Source organism: Colwellia sp. MB3u-41 (assembly GCF_014076845.1).
Taxonomy (GTDB): Bacteria; Pseudomonadota; Gammaproteobacteria; order Enterobacterales; family Alteromonadaceae; genus Colwellia_A.
The window spans coordinates 346,529-361,917 of record NZ_JACGUT010000082.1 but is presented as its reverse complement, the minus strand read 5'-3'; the positions used below and the strand labels follow the sequence as shown (position 1 = coordinate 361,917).

Sequence of the window (15,389 nt, the reverse complement as noted above, 5' to 3'; positions counted from 1 at the left end):
AGCTAATTGCTTAGTATATTGCCAGCGTTAAACTAAGTTCAACTTATTTTTACTTGCTACGCACTTAACAAACTGTGCAATTCTTGTTTCTCACTTTTGCTTAAACCACTTTCATATTCTTTAGCAAGCAATTGCTCTGTGCGTTGTTCAATAAATTTGTTTAAAAAACTTTCTATTACATCAATAAACATTGATTCAGCATTTTCAGGTTCGACATAGTGCTGTAAGCACATCAACTTTGTTAATTGACTACCTTCAGTCGTCCCTCGAAAATGTTCAATCAATTGACCACTGTTAATATCTGAATTTTGTTTACATAGTACTAACAGACTATTTAGCAAGGGGATACCTGGCATATCGAGCTGTTGTAAAATGGTAATATCGGGTAACGCTCTAATGATATGGGGGTGCTCAAGTAATAATGCAATAGCAAGACGCAATGGTGTGATCTTACTTTGTTTTTTTACTGCACTCGCCTTATTTTTTTGGACATTTTTTTTACGTAATTCTTCTAAACGTTTTTCGTTACCACGTGCAAATTTATTGGCTAATTCAGTTAAAATTGAATCTTTCAACGTGCTGTCAGGAAGTTTATTTAAATAAGGCTGAAATAATTCAATCATTTTTGATTTACCTTCCAGCGTATTCATATTCACTTGCAAAGAAAGGTGATCAAATAGAAATACTGATAAAGGCGTGGCGTTATCTAAAATTTCTTCGAAAGCCTGTTGACCTTTTTCTCTAATTAATGAATCTGGGTCTTCGCCATCCGGTAAAAATACAAATTTTAAGCTAGTGCCGTCGTTAATTAAAGGAAGAGCATTTTCCATGGCTCGCCAAGCAGCATCTCGTCCTGCGCGGTCGCCATCATAACAACAAATAACCTCTTTAACGGTTCTAAATAATGTTTGGCATTGTTCTGGCGTTGTTGATGTACCAAGCGATGCAACAGCATAGTCAACCCCATGTTGTGCAAGGGCGACAACGTCCATATAGCCTTCAACAACGACTAAACGTGTTAATTGCTTATTGGCTTGTTTCGCTTCATATAAACCATATAATTCTTGGCCTTTATGATAAATACGTGTTTCTGGAGAGTTTAAATATTTTGGCGTACCATCACCCAAAACCCGTCCGCCGAAACCGATAATCCGTCCACGCTTGTCTCGAATAGGAAATTGAATTCGGCCTCTAAATCGATCATATGGACGGTTTTTATCTCCTTTAATCGCCATGCCTAAATCAACAAGCTGTTGCGTTGCTGAAGGATTTGTAGCAAAAATGTTCATCATGCCATCCCAAGCATCGCTGATATAACCAATACCAAAGCGCTTAACGACTTCACCGCTTAGTCCACGACCTTTTAGGTACTCGATGGCGGTATCTTTGTCTTGGGCAACTTTTAATTGTTGTTGATAAAAACGACTGATTTTTTCCATTAGCTCATAATCGTCTTGTTTTTGTTGATGTGCTTGTTGCTGTTGTTTAAGTTGTGCAGGACTATGGTTGTTTTTTTCGCGAGGCACTTCCATATTATAATGAGAAGCAAGTTCTTCAATCGCGTCAGGAAACTCTAAACGATCAAATTCCATTAAAAAAGAAATGGCATTGCCATGTTCGCCACAACCAAAGCAATGATAAAACTGTTTATCTTGGCTAACGCTAAATGAAGGAGACTTTTCAGTATGAAAGGGGCAGCAAGCTTGATAATTTTTACCTGCTTTTTTTAAGGGAACCCGAGAATCGATCAATTCGACAATATCAGCGCGAGCCAATAAGTCATCTATAAATTGTCGAGGGATCATACCAGTCATTACTACTTTATCTTTGGTTGTTTGTGCGATGTTTATTTTAAACTGAATTTACCTGATGGGGTAGGTGTTTTTTAGTTTCTCGTTAAGATGAAACGTTAAGTGAGCTTTATATAAACAAAAAAGCCGTGAAATAAATTCACGGCTTTAAAATATTTTTCTATAAGATTAAGTGAGTAAGCTTTTGTTACAACCCTTTATGCGTTTAATGTATTGCGAACTTGGCCACTTACGGCCCCTAAGTCTGCTTTACCTTGCATTAAAGGTTTTAATACCGCCATTACTTTACCCATGTCAGCCATTGACGCTGCACCGGTATCGGCAATAGTTTTCGTAATTAACTGACTAACTTCTTCGCTTGAAAGAGGTTGCGGAAGAAAAAATCCTAACGCGGTTACTTCTTCAGCTTCTTTAGCCGCTAATTCATCTCGACCACCCTCAGTAAACATCTTGATTGACTCTTTACGCTGTTTAACCATTTTGGTTAAAAGCGCAATGACGTTCTCATCAGTTGCTTCGAGGTTATGATCGATTTCGGCTTGTTTGACAGCTGATATAGCCATGCGAATAACACCAAGACGACATTTGTCTTTAGCACGCATAGCAACTTTCATTTCATCTCTGAGTTGATTTATTAAACTCATATTTTACTCGATAGTCTTAAATACTACTAAGGTATCTTAGTACATGCGAACGCGGCGAGCGTTTTCACGAGAAACTTTTTTAGCGGCACGTTTAACTGCAGCAGCTTTCTTACGTTTACGTTCCCAAGTAGGCTTTTCGTAAGATTCGCGACGGCGAACTTCTGAAAGGATCCCTGCTTTTTCACATGAACGTTTAAAACGACGTAATGCAACGTCAAATGGTTCGTTTTCTCTAACTTTAATTACTGGCATGTATAACCTTAGTATGTATCTATATGATTGGTGTATTGCTTAAACATTATTGCTTCGCAAACACCCACTCTATCAAAATTGGGTGACGTATTTTAAAGCTAACCACTAGTTAAAGTAAAGTGTAATATTTTCTAAAACTAAAATTAGTTAATTTAATACTGGTTTTATTATATATCTGCTCATTTTAAATAGCTAAAATGAATAAAAACTTCGTTTACCTTTATCTGTTTTTTCATAAAAAAGTAGATCAAAACCTTAATCAAATGGGTATAATACTTACATAGGGGGCGTTAAAATCGCTCGATAAAATGAAAGTAAACGTTATTTAGATTTTTAGGTTAAGGGTATTATGCGAATTTTAGGTATAGAAACATCTTGCGATGAAACAGGCATTGCTATTTATGACGACGGCGAAGGTGATTTACCCGAAGGTATCGTTGCGCATCGTTTATATAGCCAAATTGCTGTTCATGCTGACTATGGCGGCGTCGTTCCTGAATTAGCGTCACGAGATCATGTCCGTAAAACTATCCCACTAATTAAAGAAGTCTTAAAAGAGGCAAATTTAACTCCTGCTGATTTAGACGGTGTTGCTTATACTGCAGGGCCTGGGTTAGTTGGGGCTTTATTAGTTGGCTGTTCAATTGGCAGAAGTTTAGCCTATGGTTGGGGTCTACCTGCCGTGCCTGTTCATCATATGGAAGGGCATTTATTGGCACCCATGTTAGAAGAAAATGTACCCGAATTTCCTTTTGTTGCTTTGCTCGTTTCTGGTGGACATACCATGCTCGTGCGTGTTGACGGTATTGGTCAATATGAAATGTTAGGTGAATCGGTTGATGATGCCGCCGGTGAAGCATTCGATAAAACCGCAAAACTACTCGGGCTTGACTACCCAGGTGGACCAGCGTTGTCTAAAATGGCTGAAAAAGGCACCCAAGGACGTTTCAAGTTACCACGCCCTATGACCGACCGTCCTGGTTTAGATTTTAGTTTTAGTGGTTTAAAAACAGCTGCCGGTACGGTTATTCGCAAAGAAATAGCGTTACAAAAAGCACAAGGCAATGATGGTATGGATGAGCAAACCCATGCTGATGTTGCTTATGCATTCCAAGAAGCGGTTGTTGATACGTTAGTAATAAAATGTCGCCGAGCTTTGCAGCAATGTGAGTTAAAGCGCTTAGTGATTGCTGGTGGCGTTAGTGCCAACACGTCTCTTCGAGAAAAATTAGGGCAAATCACTAAGCAGCTTGGCGGCGAAGTTTTTTATCCACGTCCTGAGTTTTGTACAGATAACGGTGCGATGATCGCTTATGCAGGTTTACAACGTTTAAAAGCCGGAACTGACGCAGATTTATCGTTTAAAGCCACGCCTCGTTGGCCATTAGATACTTTACCTGCTGTTTAAGTAACATTAACTAAATATAGTCACTCTTGGTTTTGTTGCCTGAGTGACCCTGCCTTTTGCATTCAGTAGTTGTACACGCCACTAATTTTGATTTTACAAGGTGTCTAAGCCGCGGTAGGACATTAGGGGAATGTAGGAGCAGTTACCGAAAGTAACCATGCGGTTCAACGAATGATTTACTGGGTTTTAGTAAAAGAAACCTTACTTTCATGTCCTTTAATTAAACGCCAAATATTATCTTTGTGGCGAAATATAATTAACACCGATAACATCATGACCGGATACATATATAAAGGTTTTAGTAGCCAAATATAAAAAGGAGCCAGAGATACCGTAACAATCGCGGCTAAACTTGAATACCGCGTAAAATATATCACACTTACCCAAGTCAAAATTAGCAGGCCGCCTAAATCTAAACCAATAGGGAGTAAAACGCCAAGTGCCGTTGCAACCGCTTTCCCGCCTTTAAAGTTAAAAAATATCGGGTACATATGCCCCAAACAAGCAGCAAGTGCGATAAGTCCTAAATTAAGGGGGGCTAAGCCAAGGAAATATGCGCTCCACACCGGAATAGTCCCTTTGAGAACATCAAAGGTAAGTACCAATGCAGCGATATATTTATTACTTATGCGCAAAACATTGGTTGCGCCGGGGTTGTTTGAGCCTGCAGTTCGAGGGTCTGGTAGATTAAATAATTTACACAATAAAATAGCACTAGAAATCGAGCCGACTAAATAGGCAGCAATCATAATCATCAGTGTTATTAATAAAGCGCTAATAAAAAACCTCCTAGTACATTATTAAAATATATACGGTTTATCACAAATATTTTAATAACTTTTGATATTCTAGCGTGTCGTAATCGCAATGCAAATAAGTTTTTTTACATGTATAGCAATAAAAAATATTAATTGATCAGTGAACCCTAGTTTTTATAGTTTTGCACAGGTAAAATCGGCCTCTATTTTTAGTTGTTTCATTAAAGAATGAGTATACGTCAATGGATAAAGTTTATATTGAAGGCTTGAGCATTCAAACCACCATAGGTTTTTTCGAATGGGAAAAAGGGATCAAACAAACTTTAGTGATTGATCTAGTGATGGGCTGGGATACCGCTAGAGCCGCTGAAAATGATGAGTTAGCTAAAACACTCGACTACGCTGAAATATCAATAAAAATTGCTGATTTTGCTAATAAAAACCCTGTAGATTTGCTTGAAACATTAGCCGAGCGTTTAGCTAAGTTTCTAATGGAAACTTATCATATCCCTTGGCTTAAGTTGAAAGTTGGAAAGCCTAATGCTGTGCATAATGCCATCACAGTTGGTGTTGAAATTGAACGTGGTAGCCAATCAAATAACAGTAATCATGGGTAATGGCGCGTTTATATATTTCGCTTGGCAGTAATGTCGACCGTCAGCACTATTTACAGAGAGGATTGACTGCCCTTGAAGCGCTACTGGGTGAGTTAACGCTATCATCTTTATTTGCTAGTCAAGCCGTAGGATTCGACGGTGCGGAATTTTATAATATGGTGATCGGTGCGACGACCAAACTTAATATAGTACAAGTTGCTAAAGCACTCCGCGAAATTGAGCTTAACAACGGTCGAGAAATTGATGCTAAAAAATATAGCCCACGCACCTTAGATTTAGATTTATTACTGTTTGACGATTTAGTGTTAAACACTCCAGCACAAATTCCACGTGCCGAAATCACCGAGAATGCCTTTGTTTTATGGCCATTGGCTGAAGTAGCCCCAGATCTTAAACACCCCATTTTAAAAAAATCGTACCAACAACTTTGGCAAGCTTACGATAAAACACAACAACAAATAACCACAGTAGACTTTTCGTGGTCAAGCCAATTATAAAAGTTAAATATTAAAAAATTGAATTATACATAAGGAATATAATAAGCAATGACCATTACAGAAATATTTATTTTAGCTATTTTACAAGGATTAACGGAGTTTTTACCCGTATCAAGTTCAGCACATTTAATCTTGCCATCAGCTGTTTTAGGCTGGAAAGACCAAGGTTTAGCTCTCGATGTTGCTTTACATGTGGGGACGTTACTTGCTGTTGTTTTATATTTTCGTAAAGACGTTGCCAATATGGCGGTTGCTTGGGTTGGCAGTATTAAGGGAGATAATACCCGCTTTGATGGCAAGCTTGCTTGGTGGATATTATTTGCCACTATCCCATTAGGTATCTTTGGTTTACTTGGCAAAGACTTTATTGAAGCGCATTTGCGAACTGCCGCGGTGATTGCTGCTACCACCTTGATTTTTGGCTTTTTACTTGGCTATGCTGATATTAGAGCGGGTAAAAGAAAAACGACTGAGCATATTGATTTTGAAAAGTTAGGGTTTAAAGGTGCCATGCTCATTGGTTTGGCACAAGCTGTCGCATTAATTCCTGGTACATCGCGTTCAGGTATCACGATGACCATTGGTTTGATGTTAGGTTTAAGCCGAGAAAATGCCGCACGATTTTCTTTTTTACTCTCCATTCCTGCTATTGCTATGGCGGGGAGTTATTTAACGCTAAAATTAATTACTGAAACGGGTCCTGTTGACTGGAACGCTATCGGGTTAGGCAGTGTGTTAGCTTTTTTTAGTGCTTATGCCTGTATTCATTACTTTCTCATATTACTTGAAAAAGTAGGTATGATGCCATTTGTCATCTACCGGTTAGTACTTGGCGTCGCATTACTGTGGTTTATAATGGTTAATTGATCTAAATCGATTTTGATATCGTTTAGTTAAGACACAAAAGAAATAATAATAAAGATATTACATGAGAAATAATTTTCAAATGTTCATCCTATACAAATACAAAAGTGAGTAAGTAATGAATTTATCATTAACCGAAGAACAGATGATGATTCAAGATATGGCAAAAAAATTCGCTGAAAGTGAATTAGCTCCTGTAGCGGCCGAACTTGATGAAACCCAAGATCAAACACTTTTTCTCAATAAGCTTGCGCAACTAACTGAACTGGGCTTTATGGGGTTAAATATTAAAGCAGAATATGGCGGCGTAGAAGCCGGTACGGTTGCTTTTAGTTTAGCAATAACCGAAATAGCAAGAGCCTGTGCCTCAACTGCGGTTACTACTTCAGTAACCAATATGGTTGCCGAGGTTATTCAAGCGGTGGGTAATGAGGATCAAAAGCAAAATTATTTACCTAAAATTTGTAGTGGTGAATATAAAGCAGGTGCTTTTTGTTTAACCGAAAATAGTGCAGGCTCTGATCCAGCAGGTATGAAAACCTCAGCGGTACTTGATGGTAACGAATACGTGTTAAATGGCAGTAAACTTTATATTACCAGTGCTAGCTTTGCCGATATCTTTGTCGTTTGGGCGGTAACTGACCCTACAGCGCGAAAAGGGAAGGGCATTTCATGTTTCTTAGTGGAAGCAAACACGCCAGGTATCACAGTAAGCAAACCTGAAGACAAAATGGGACAAAAAGCATCACCGACCAATGAAGTGAATTTTAACGATTGTCGTATACCTGCATCAGCTATGATGGGGAAAGAAAATAAAGGCTTTGGCGTTGCTGTTGGCGAACTTGCTGGTGGTCGTATTGGTATTGGCTCATTAGCGTTAGGTATAGGTTTAGCCGCTATGGATTACGCCCGTGCATTTATTACTGAACGTCAGCAATTTGGCCAAGCATTATCAAATTTCCAAGGTTTACAATGGAAGCTCGCTGAGCGTTACACTGATTTAGAAGCTGCCCGCCTGTTACTTATGCAAGCGGCTTACACAAAAGAACAAGGCTTACCGTTTGGTAAGTCAGCTTCTATGGCGAAGTTATTTGCTGCTGAAAAAGCCAATATTGCTTGTTACGACGCATTACAATTGATGGGTGGCGCAGGGTACATTAAAGAATATCCATTAGAGCGTATGGCACGAGATGTCCGCATTACCACTATTTATGAAGGTACGAGCGAAATTCAAAAAATAATTATTGCTCGTGAGTTATTGAGCGAAGTCTAATTATTATCACGCTTAACGCAAAAAGCTGAATTCCTGCTGGAATTCAGCTTTTTGCGTTAAGGCACTTGAGCTTTCTATAATCGCCCCAAAATATAGATTATAGACGCTCATCAATAAACTAAACGGAACTGAATGTGACTACAAATGCCATTGAAATTACCCTAGAAAATTTTCAACAAGTTATTTTAGACGAATCAAAAACGAAGTTAGTCTTAGTCGACTTTTGGGCGGCGCAGGTACCGGAAAGTTTAGAGCTAAAAGATAAGTTAGCCCATGGCTTACAAGGTTTTGAAGAGTATATATTATATGCCACAGTTGACTGTCAAACTCAGCAACAAATTGCCCAACAGTTTGGTATTCAAGGGCTACCTACCGCTATCTTAGTGAAAGATGGTCAGCCACTTGACGGATTAACTGGGCCACAAAACGATGAGCATATCAAAGAGTTTTTAGCGAATCATTTACCTAAAGAAGAAGATTTACTGCTTACTCAGGCCCAAAAATTATTAGCAGATAATCATGTTAATGATGCTTTTACCGTGATCAATAATGCTTATCAACTTAACAGTGAACGTGCTGATATTAAATTAATGTTGACGGATGTTTATTTGCAAACAGGTAAAATAGTGGAAGCTGAGTCATTATTAGCCACGATTATGATGGTTGATCAAGACAGCTACTACCATGCACTTATCGCTAAGCTTGAACTCGCGAGCCAAGCGGCCGATTCACCTGAAATTAAAGCGCTAGAAGCTCAACTCGCAAATGATACGGATAATATAGAACTACAACATCAACTTGTTGCCCAGTACAGCCAAGTTAATCGTCATGAAGAAGCGTTGGTATTATTATTTAGACTCATGCAAAAAGATAGTGCAGACACGGCGAGCAAAGATTTATATCTTGATGTGCTAAAGGCATTGCCTGATGGCGATCCATTAGCGAATAAATATCGAAGAAAATTATACACCTTGATGTATTAATTGCATAAAACAGTTAATGCAAAGTTTTATTTATTACTTAATTTGAAAAATAGCATAGGAATGAACTACTTTCTTACTTAATGCGCAAATTTGATTCAACATGGTTTAAAAGCTCAAAGGCAGGTCGATAATTTAATTGTGATTAGAAGTAAACTGAAAACCAAAAACTTCAGGACTACTTATTATTATGTGTGTTTGCCCTTATATTACCCTTCAATTTTTTGTTAAATATCTAATGGCCTAATTATTTAAAGTAGTTGATAATAATTAGGCCATTAAAAAATAAAATGATTAGTGAACTTATAGATTATTTAATTTGGTTAACAAGTCCTTTTGCTCAGATGATAAGTGAGTCTCTTGCTTTAATAACAAGTTTAATAGAGGCTTGATGCCAGAGCTATAATTTAATAATGTCCAGTCTAGTGCTGTTAAACCTAAATTATTATTAAAGGGTTCACTTTCAAACGTTGGCTCAAGCAATAATTTAATTAGTTGGATGTTCTTTTGTCTAACGGCTTGGAAGAGTACTGATTTATGACTTTTATTGATTAACTTTCCTTTTTTTAAAAGATCAATTGTAAACTCACTGTATTCTGGTATTGCTAGTAATTCATCTAGGGATGAATTATGTATTGGTACGCCTAGGCTAAACCAATCAAATAATATGTCTTGTGGTACCCTTTCTTGTATCCCTATCTCGATAAGAAACCTATTGTTTCGATATAAGTAGTCTAGAGGTATACTTCTACTGTTTAACGAATCTCCGATTTTTGACCAGTTCCCTAAAACAATATTAGTATTCATTAAGGTTGATGTATTTCTGAATTTTTTGCTTGTTCTATCGGCTTTAACTTTTGGTTCTAGAGGCATATTAGGAAAAATATAACTTTTGATATACCAGTCAACATATATATCACCCATTAGTTTCATTCGCTCAATCATAGGTTTTGTATCTGTAGCTTTCTTTATAGCTATTAAATCGAGCAAGATTTTTTTTTCTAACAAGTTATCAAATCGATAATGAGAATTTTTAGGAATTTTCTTACATGATGGGTCATAAGAGAATATGAATTCTGGCCATGCTTTTTGTGCTATTTGAAGTCGCTCCGCGTAAGTAATTACAGCGTTGCGTAAGTCATCGTCTATTTTATCAAATGCTTCTAGAGTTGTATTTGTAACTTTCTGTTTTAATGCTATTTTTTGTTCTTCTTTTAAAGAACCTCTACTGCTCAGGTATGATGACAATATATCTGCGTCAACAGGAATATCATGTTCAAGTAACATATCCAATTTAGTATTAAAGATATTACTATCCTCGGCCAATTGTAATATATTTACCGGTTTCGGTCTTTGGTCATATTGCATTTTATCTTTTAGTAGGACATTTATAGCATCTGAACGATCACCCAAAGACTTTTCTAGTATAATCTTTAAAGATTCTTGTTTTGAGTATTTTGCTGCAAAGCTGGTATAAGAATAATTAACCCCACCATTAAAAAATTCATTCCAATGATGGTTACGTTCACTATCTGGTAAGTGCTTAATCATAAGCAATAAAACATTTGTTTCAACGTTCGGAGAAAGTGCATTTAATATGGTGTTGGGTCTAATAGGTACACCAGAGTCGACTAAGCTCTGAAAGATTGAAATATCGGGTAAAGTTCCTTTTTTCTCAAGTAAAAACTCGATTATAGATTTAGGGTGACCATAAAAAGCAGACAAGTTCATATGTACATCCAACTCGCCCGCCTTTACTGCATCAGCTATGGATTGGTAATCTCCTTTGAATTTATCTATTTGTTTAAAATTGTACAGTAACTGTTCTTTGTTTACTTTTTCAGATATATAAATTGGTGGTTCGAATAAAATGGATGCAGTTTCTACTTCAGTGCGATCATAGAGTTTTGAATCGATTAAAATATTCCGTATTTCTTGGTTGTTAAAGCCGCTTTTTTTATAAAAATTTAATAAGTTAATTAGTGATTGATTGTTATATTGGGTGCGGTTACTCATTACATCAGATACATAAAGTGCAGAATGACATGTTCCTAATTTTGATAGGCTTAAAGTGTTCGTTGTGTTTTTGGTCTGAATAGCATGGCGATTTAATTTAGAAGTGCTTAAATCATTGGTTACTTTTGTTTCATTACTTACAAGGAGATTTTCCGAATTTCTGTTTGTTGAGCTACCACTATCAAACATCAGGTAAACTAGAGTGCTGCAAAGTACTGCCAAAATGAATAAGACTTTATTTGTCATTAAACTTTCCTGTAGTTTTAAATAAAGGCCACCAAGAAGCACACCTCGCTTCTGTTTGGCAAGTTAAAGCCTTGCCAGACAGCGTCCATTAGCGAACAAATATTGAATAAAATTATACACCTTGATGTATTAAGTCATTAATCATCGGTATGTAAACCATTAAAAGTCTCACTTATTATTTATAGGAGGGACTTAAAACGTGGCCTATACCCAGATAAAAAATATTGATGAAGCCTTAATATAAAGTTTAAGCTACATCAGCTATCTATTTAGTCTAAGTCTCTGTAGGTTTTAGTTTACCTACAAAGGTTTTTCTAAATTTTGCTAATTTTGGCGAAACAACCGTTTGGCAATAAGGGTTACCAGGATTGTTATTAAAATAATCTTGATGTAAGTCTTCACCAGAGAAGAACTCTGATGCTTTGGTCACTTCGGTCACGACAGCTGAACTGTACATATTACTAGCGTCGACTTCTTTAATAATATCTTCAGCAGTTTGCTGTTGATCTTTATTGTGATAAAAAATTCCTGAACGATACTGAGTACCTATATCGTTGCCTTGACGATTTAACTGACTGGCATCGTGCAGTGTGAAGAAAACTTCTAAGATTTCACGACTCGTAATTGCGCTGTTATCAAAAGTTAGTTGCACAACTTCGGCATGACCCGTTTGACCTAAGCAAACATCTTCATAGGTTGCTAGTGCGGCACTCCCCCCCATATAACCTGAGATTGCAGATTTAATTCCTATTAATTGGTTGTATGCCCCTTCAATACACCAAAAGCAACCGCCAGCTAGTGTGATTTTTTCTTCATGTGATGACATTAAAATTAACCGTAATATATGTAATTAAAATAACTGTACAGCAATAGACGTTTAGATGTCTATATGTTTTTATTTGAAATTTAAAAAAACTACTTTTGATCCGTTTTAAAGGTCAAAATTAGCGTAATATCAACACATACTATTAACTAGAACAAACGTTATGTCTTTATTTTTTCGAAAATTCAATCAAGTTCGCACGGTTCTATTACTGCGCAGTGTGGTCATTATCATTCAGCTTATATTGATATTTTTTGTTAACGTAGTTTTGGCATATCAGCTTCCTTGGTTACCGTTAATAATTGTTATTTTAAGCGAAATTTTATTTACCTTAGCGAGCTATTTATATTATCGTTCGGGTAAAGAAGCAGATAAGTTTGCTTTACTTGGGCAAGTTTGTGCTGATATTTTATTTCTAGCACTCATTCTTTATTACAGTGGTGGAGCAACTAATGCCTTCGTCTCTTTACTGCTTATCCCTATTGCTATTGCAGCTGTAACATTACCCCCGCTAATGTTAGGAGGTGTTGCGTTACTAGCTATTGCTTCTTACAGTGTTTTACTTTGGTTATTACCCATGTCAGTTATGCATGGCAATATGGAAAGTCACTTTATTGGTATGTGGATTAACTTTCTATTTTCTAGCATTGTCGTTGCTACAGTTGTTGGGCGAATGGCTCGAAGAATTTCCCAAAAAGAATTAGCGATAGCAGCTTTTCGGGAAGAGCAATTAAAGCAAGAAAAAGTCATGTCATTAGGTGTTGCTTCAGCACAAATAACGCATCAGCTCGCCACGCCTATTGCTACAGTACAGCTACTGGTCGATGAGCTCAGTGATGAGTTACCAGAACACCCGGTGGTGGCAGACCTTCAATTACAATTATTACGCTGTAGTAAAAGTTTAGCTGAATTTCGTGAAATGGTTTTTGAGATAAAAGAGCAAAAATCAAAGGTAGTTTATTGTACTGACATTATTAAACAGGTAGCTGAACATATTAGTCTTAATTACCCAGAGATTAGTGCTAATTTTTTACCTAATAATAATCAGTCTCCATTAGGTAAAAACGCAGAAATATTAGCAGATTCCTCTTTATTACCGGCGATTTTAAATTTAGTCAATAATGCCGTCCAAGCAACTAAAATGAATAATAGTGATAGAATTGAACTATCCAGTGCCTGTGATCAAATAAACTGGCAGCTAAGTATTCGTGATTTTGGTCGGGGTTTTACTCCCTCAACGTTAAGTGAGTTAGGCGTTAAACCTGTCAATAGCAAGCATGGTTTAGGTATGGCTGTATTTTTGAGTCATGCAAGTTTAGAGCGATTAGGTGGAAGATTAACCTTAACCAATCATCTTGATGGTGGCGCTTTAGTAACGTTAAAATTACCCTTAATTACTGATGGTATGTAAGGAGTGAAGTGAATGAAACTATTAATTGTTGAAGACGATAGCGCCTTTGCAAGTATGCTTAAACGGCGTATGGAAAAATATGGATATAGCTGTTGGTTAGCCAATAATATTAATGATGCGTTATTGACTTGTCATCGTCAGTTACCTGAATTTATATTACTGGATATGAAGCTTCATCATGAGAGTGGCTTGAATTTGATTACTCCCATGAGAAAATTGCTACCACATAGTCGCATTATTCTTTTAACTGGGTTTGCGAGTATTGCTACCGCTGTTGACGCAATAAAACTTGGCGCTGATGATTACCTCACTAAACCGGTAGATACACAAACGTTGTTATCGGCATTAGCTAAAAATAATAATTCTTCTATAAAACACTCAATGCCTACTTTCAATAGAGGGGAAGATATTAACAATGAGCCAACGCTTTCAACTGAGCAAGTTGAATGGGAGCACATTCAACAGGTATTAAAATTTAATAATGGTAATGTTTCAGCAACCGCACGTCAGCTTTCAATGCACCGCAGAACGTTACAAAGGAAGCTGCAAAAAAAACCAACGGTTAATACCGGCGCTCGTTAAGCATTATTCTTGAAAGTCATAAGCAATATGTTGATGAAACCTTACGGTTAGTTCATCTTTATTGATTGGAATTTCAAGCTCTGTTGCTAATAAACGCATGGCTTGCTCTATTTGATTCATAAATCTCCCGTATCCGCTATGTTGTGAATCCTCTGTGGTAGCAACAAAAATCAACTGTACATTATCAACCAGTTCATCCGCCTTCCATTTGCTAACCAAGCCACAAGGGCTTTGTTTAGGGTTATAACCTAACATTTGTAGTTCACCTATTTTTGAAATTATTTCATGCAAACTATGACGAACAATTGGCACTAAACCATTAGCAATTAAGGCGCCGTTGTTTAAATTAAATCGCTTTGCCACCAGTGAAAAAGTATCAGTTAAGTAGGTATAAAGTGGATTATAGGGGTCTTTAGAATTAGCATCAATATCAACTAAACCCAATAAACGATTATCAATGGTTAAGTTAATAACCGCATAACTGATTGCCGAGCAGTCAGGTGATATCACGACATTATGAGCATTATAACGGTCATAAATGGGGCGTAACTTATGCGCTTGTGTCCCTAAACAGCCCTTATTCTTAGCAAATAAATCATAGGTGAGATGCTGATGGTCACGCAGGCGAATAGCCTTATTCGGTAAATTTATTTGCTCAGAAAAGCTATGAAGTAATGTTGTTACTTTCTGATGGAATATGGCAGCGTTGAAACGAATATCGTCGCCTGAAGCTAAGAATAACAACGTAATTTTTTTTGCACGAATACAGGCATCAAAAAAAGAGTTCTGTAGTTCATGGTTTTGTGGATCGTAATAAAATAAAATTTGCTGATTAGTTTGCCATTGATGCATTTCTTGGCTGTAGCGAACACGTACTAATTTGTCGTTAGCAATAAACAAGGTACTTTTTATTTCATAATCATTGCTGAGCGTAAATAATAACTGTGACAAGTTTTGATAAAAATTATAGTAAGGTTGATCGCTATTAGTTGAAATATTTGGAGAAACTAACTGTATCAATTCATCAGTAACTGCAAATTCAGCTAAAATATATTGGTTGTCTCGCGCATTTGAAGGAATATAAGCTTTGTGTGCAGCACTACGTTTTCTTACTATGGACATATCCGTTCCTTGTGTGAAGTTGTCGATAATTTCGTATTGATTATAAATAGAGCGTGTGACACTTTTATGATGTCAAAAGCTTTAT

At 36.9% G+C, this 15,389-nt stretch carries 15 protein-coding genes; 8 read left to right on the top strand and 7 right to left on the bottom strand.

Translation table 11 applies throughout. From position 1 onward, the window contains the following. Positions 1–56 precede the first annotated feature (56 nt). The 3 genes from dnaG to rpsU all read right to left on the bottom strand — a co-directional run bounded on the left by dnaG (position 57) and on the right by rpsU (position 2,707). Positions 57–1,814: a DNA primase gene (gene dnaG, locus H4J73_RS15415; RefSeq protein WP_182177211.1), complete on the bottom strand. Its 1,758-nt coding sequence runs from the start codon at positions 1,812–1,814 to the stop codon at positions 57–59. 194 nt (positions 1,815–2,008) lie between these two features. After that, complete coding sequence (locus tag H4J73_RS15410) at positions 2,009–2,455, bottom strand: GatB/YqeY domain-containing protein (protein ID WP_182177210.1); 447 nt, start codon at positions 2,453–2,455, stop codon at positions 2,009–2,011. 36 nt (positions 2,456–2,491) lie between these two features. Continuing rightward, positions 2,492–2,707, bottom strand: coding sequence for a 30S ribosomal protein S21 (rpsU, locus tag H4J73_RS15405; RefSeq protein ID WP_011045067.1), 216 nt, complete (start codon positions 2,705–2,707; stop codon positions 2,492–2,494). A 349-nt stretch (positions 2,708–3,056) separates the two neighbouring features. Between rpsU and tsaD the strand changes: the two genes are divergently transcribed. Next, a complete protein-coding gene (tsaD, locus tag H4J73_RS15400) occupies positions 3,057–4,115 on the top strand; it encodes a tRNA (adenosine(37)-N6)-threonylcarbamoyltransferase complex transferase subunit TsaD (RefSeq protein ID WP_182177209.1) in 1,059 nt (352 codons plus the stop codon). A 176-nt stretch (positions 4,116–4,291) separates the two neighbouring features. Here tsaD and plsY read toward each other — a convergent pair whose 3' ends face one another. After that, on the bottom strand, positions 4,292–4,870 hold the full coding sequence (gene plsY, locus H4J73_RS15395) for a glycerol-3-phosphate 1-O-acyltransferase PlsY (protein ID WP_182177208.1): 579 nt from the start codon (positions 4,868–4,870) through the stop codon (positions 4,292–4,294). Between the two features lie 245 nt (positions 4,871–5,115). Between plsY and folB the strand changes: the two genes are divergently transcribed. The 5 genes from folB (at position 5,116) to H4J73_RS15370 (ending at position 9,107) form a co-directional block, all read left to right on the top strand. Beyond that, the gene (gene folB, locus H4J73_RS15390; RefSeq protein WP_182177207.1) at positions 5,116–5,490 is read left to right on the top strand and encodes a dihydroneopterin aldolase; all 375 of its coding nucleotides are present in this window, start codon (positions 5,116–5,118) and stop codon (positions 5,488–5,490) included. Continuing rightward, positions 5,490–5,987: a 2-amino-4-hydroxy-6-hydroxymethyldihydropteridine diphosphokinase gene (folK, locus tag H4J73_RS15385; protein WP_182177206.1), complete on the top strand. Its 498-nt coding sequence runs from the start codon at positions 5,490–5,492 to the stop codon at positions 5,985–5,987. Before folB ends, folK begins: the two co-directional genes overlap by 1 nt. 48 nt (positions 5,988–6,035) lie before the next feature. Further along, positions 6,036–6,854 (top strand): undecaprenyl-diphosphate phosphatase, encoded by an 819-nt coding sequence (locus H4J73_RS15380; RefSeq protein ID WP_182177205.1) that lies wholly within the window; start codon positions 6,036–6,038, stop codon positions 6,852–6,854. 115 nt (positions 6,855–6,969) lie between these two features. Then, positions 6,970–8,124, top strand: a complete 1,155-nt coding sequence (locus tag H4J73_RS15375; RefSeq protein WP_182177204.1) for an acyl-CoA dehydrogenase family protein — start codon at positions 6,970–6,972, stop codon at positions 8,122–8,124. A gap of 134 nt (positions 8,125–8,258) precedes the next feature. Beyond that, positions 8,259–9,107: a tetratricopeptide repeat protein gene (locus H4J73_RS15370; protein ID WP_182223610.1), complete on the top strand. Its 849-nt coding sequence runs from the start codon at positions 8,259–8,261 to the stop codon at positions 9,105–9,107. Between the two features lie 300 nt (positions 9,108–9,407). Here H4J73_RS15370 and H4J73_RS15365 read toward each other — a convergent pair whose 3' ends face one another. Both H4J73_RS15365 and msrA read right to left on the bottom strand, forming a co-directional pair. Then, positions 9,408–11,366: a hypothetical protein gene (locus H4J73_RS15365; RefSeq protein WP_182177202.1), complete on the bottom strand. Its 1,959-nt coding sequence runs from the start codon at positions 11,364–11,366 to the stop codon at positions 9,408–9,410. A gap of 274 nt (positions 11,367–11,640) precedes the next feature. Next, positions 11,641–12,192: a peptide-methionine (S)-S-oxide reductase MsrA gene (gene msrA / locus H4J73_RS15360; RefSeq protein ID WP_182177201.1), complete on the bottom strand. Its 552-nt coding sequence runs from the start codon at positions 12,190–12,192 to the stop codon at positions 11,641–11,643. 160 nt (positions 12,193–12,352) lie between these two features. On the opposite strand from msrA, the gene H4J73_RS15355 reads away from it, so the two are divergent. Together H4J73_RS15355 and H4J73_RS15350 are read left to right on the top strand one after the other, a co-directional pair. After that, a complete protein-coding gene (locus H4J73_RS15355; RefSeq protein ID WP_182177200.1) occupies positions 12,353–13,600 on the top strand; it encodes a HAMP domain-containing sensor histidine kinase in 1,248 nt (415 codons plus the stop codon). Between the two features lie 12 nt (positions 13,601–13,612). Continuing rightward, positions 13,613–14,182, top strand: a complete 570-nt coding sequence (locus H4J73_RS15350) for a response regulator transcription factor (protein WP_182177199.1) — start codon at positions 13,613–13,615, stop codon at positions 14,180–14,182. Positions 14,183–14,185: 3 nt separating this feature from the next. On the opposite strand, the gene H4J73_RS15345 is transcribed toward H4J73_RS15350, so the two are convergent. After that, the gene (locus tag H4J73_RS15345; RefSeq protein WP_182177198.1) at positions 14,186–15,304 is read right to left on the bottom strand and encodes a DUF3083 family protein; all 1,119 of its coding nucleotides are present in this window, start codon (positions 15,302–15,304) and stop codon (positions 14,186–14,188) included. Positions 15,305–15,389: the final 85 nt, after the last annotated feature.

Coding starts and splice junctions, on each gene's coding strand:
- dnaG (WP_182177211.1), bottom strand. CDS start 1,814: ATGACTGGTATGATCCCTCGACAATTTATAGATGACTTATTGGCTCGC.
- H4J73_RS15410 (WP_182177210.1), bottom strand. CDS start 2,455: ATGAGTTTAATAAATCAACTCAGAGATGAAATGAAAGTTGCTATGCGT.
- rpsU (WP_011045067.1), bottom strand. CDS start 2,707: ATGCCAGTAATTAAAGTTAGAGAAAACGAACCATTTGACGTTGCATTA.
- tsaD (WP_182177209.1), top strand. CDS start 3,057: ATGCGAATTTTAGGTATAGAAACATCTTGCGATGAAACAGGCATTGCT.
- plsY (WP_182177208.1), bottom strand. CDS start 4,870: ATGATTATGATTGCTGCCTATTTAGTCGGCTCGATTTCTAGTGCTATT.
- folB (WP_182177207.1), top strand. CDS start 5,116: ATGGATAAAGTTTATATTGAAGGCTTGAGCATTCAAACCACCATAGGT.
- folK (WP_182177206.1), top strand. CDS start 5,490: ATGGCGCGTTTATATATTTCGCTTGGCAGTAATGTCGACCGTCAGCAC.
- H4J73_RS15380 (WP_182177205.1), top strand. CDS start 6,036: ATGACCATTACAGAAATATTTATTTTAGCTATTTTACAAGGATTAACG.
- H4J73_RS15375 (WP_182177204.1), top strand. CDS start 6,970: ATGAATTTATCATTAACCGAAGAACAGATGATGATTCAAGATATGGCA.
- H4J73_RS15365 (WP_182177202.1), bottom strand. CDS start 11,366: ATGACAAATAAAGTCTTATTCATTTTGGCAGTACTTTGCAGCACTCTA.
- msrA (WP_182177201.1), bottom strand. CDS start 12,192: ATGTCATCACATGAAGAAAAAATCACACTAGCTGGCGGTTGCTTTTGG.
- H4J73_RS15355 (WP_182177200.1), top strand. CDS start 12,353: ATGTCTTTATTTTTTCGAAAATTCAATCAAGTTCGCACGGTTCTATTA.
- H4J73_RS15350 (WP_182177199.1), top strand. CDS start 13,613: ATGAAACTATTAATTGTTGAAGACGATAGCGCCTTTGCAAGTATGCTT.
- H4J73_RS15345 (WP_182177198.1), bottom strand. CDS start 15,304: ATGTCCATAGTAAGAAAACGTAGTGCTGCACACAAAGCTTATATTCCT.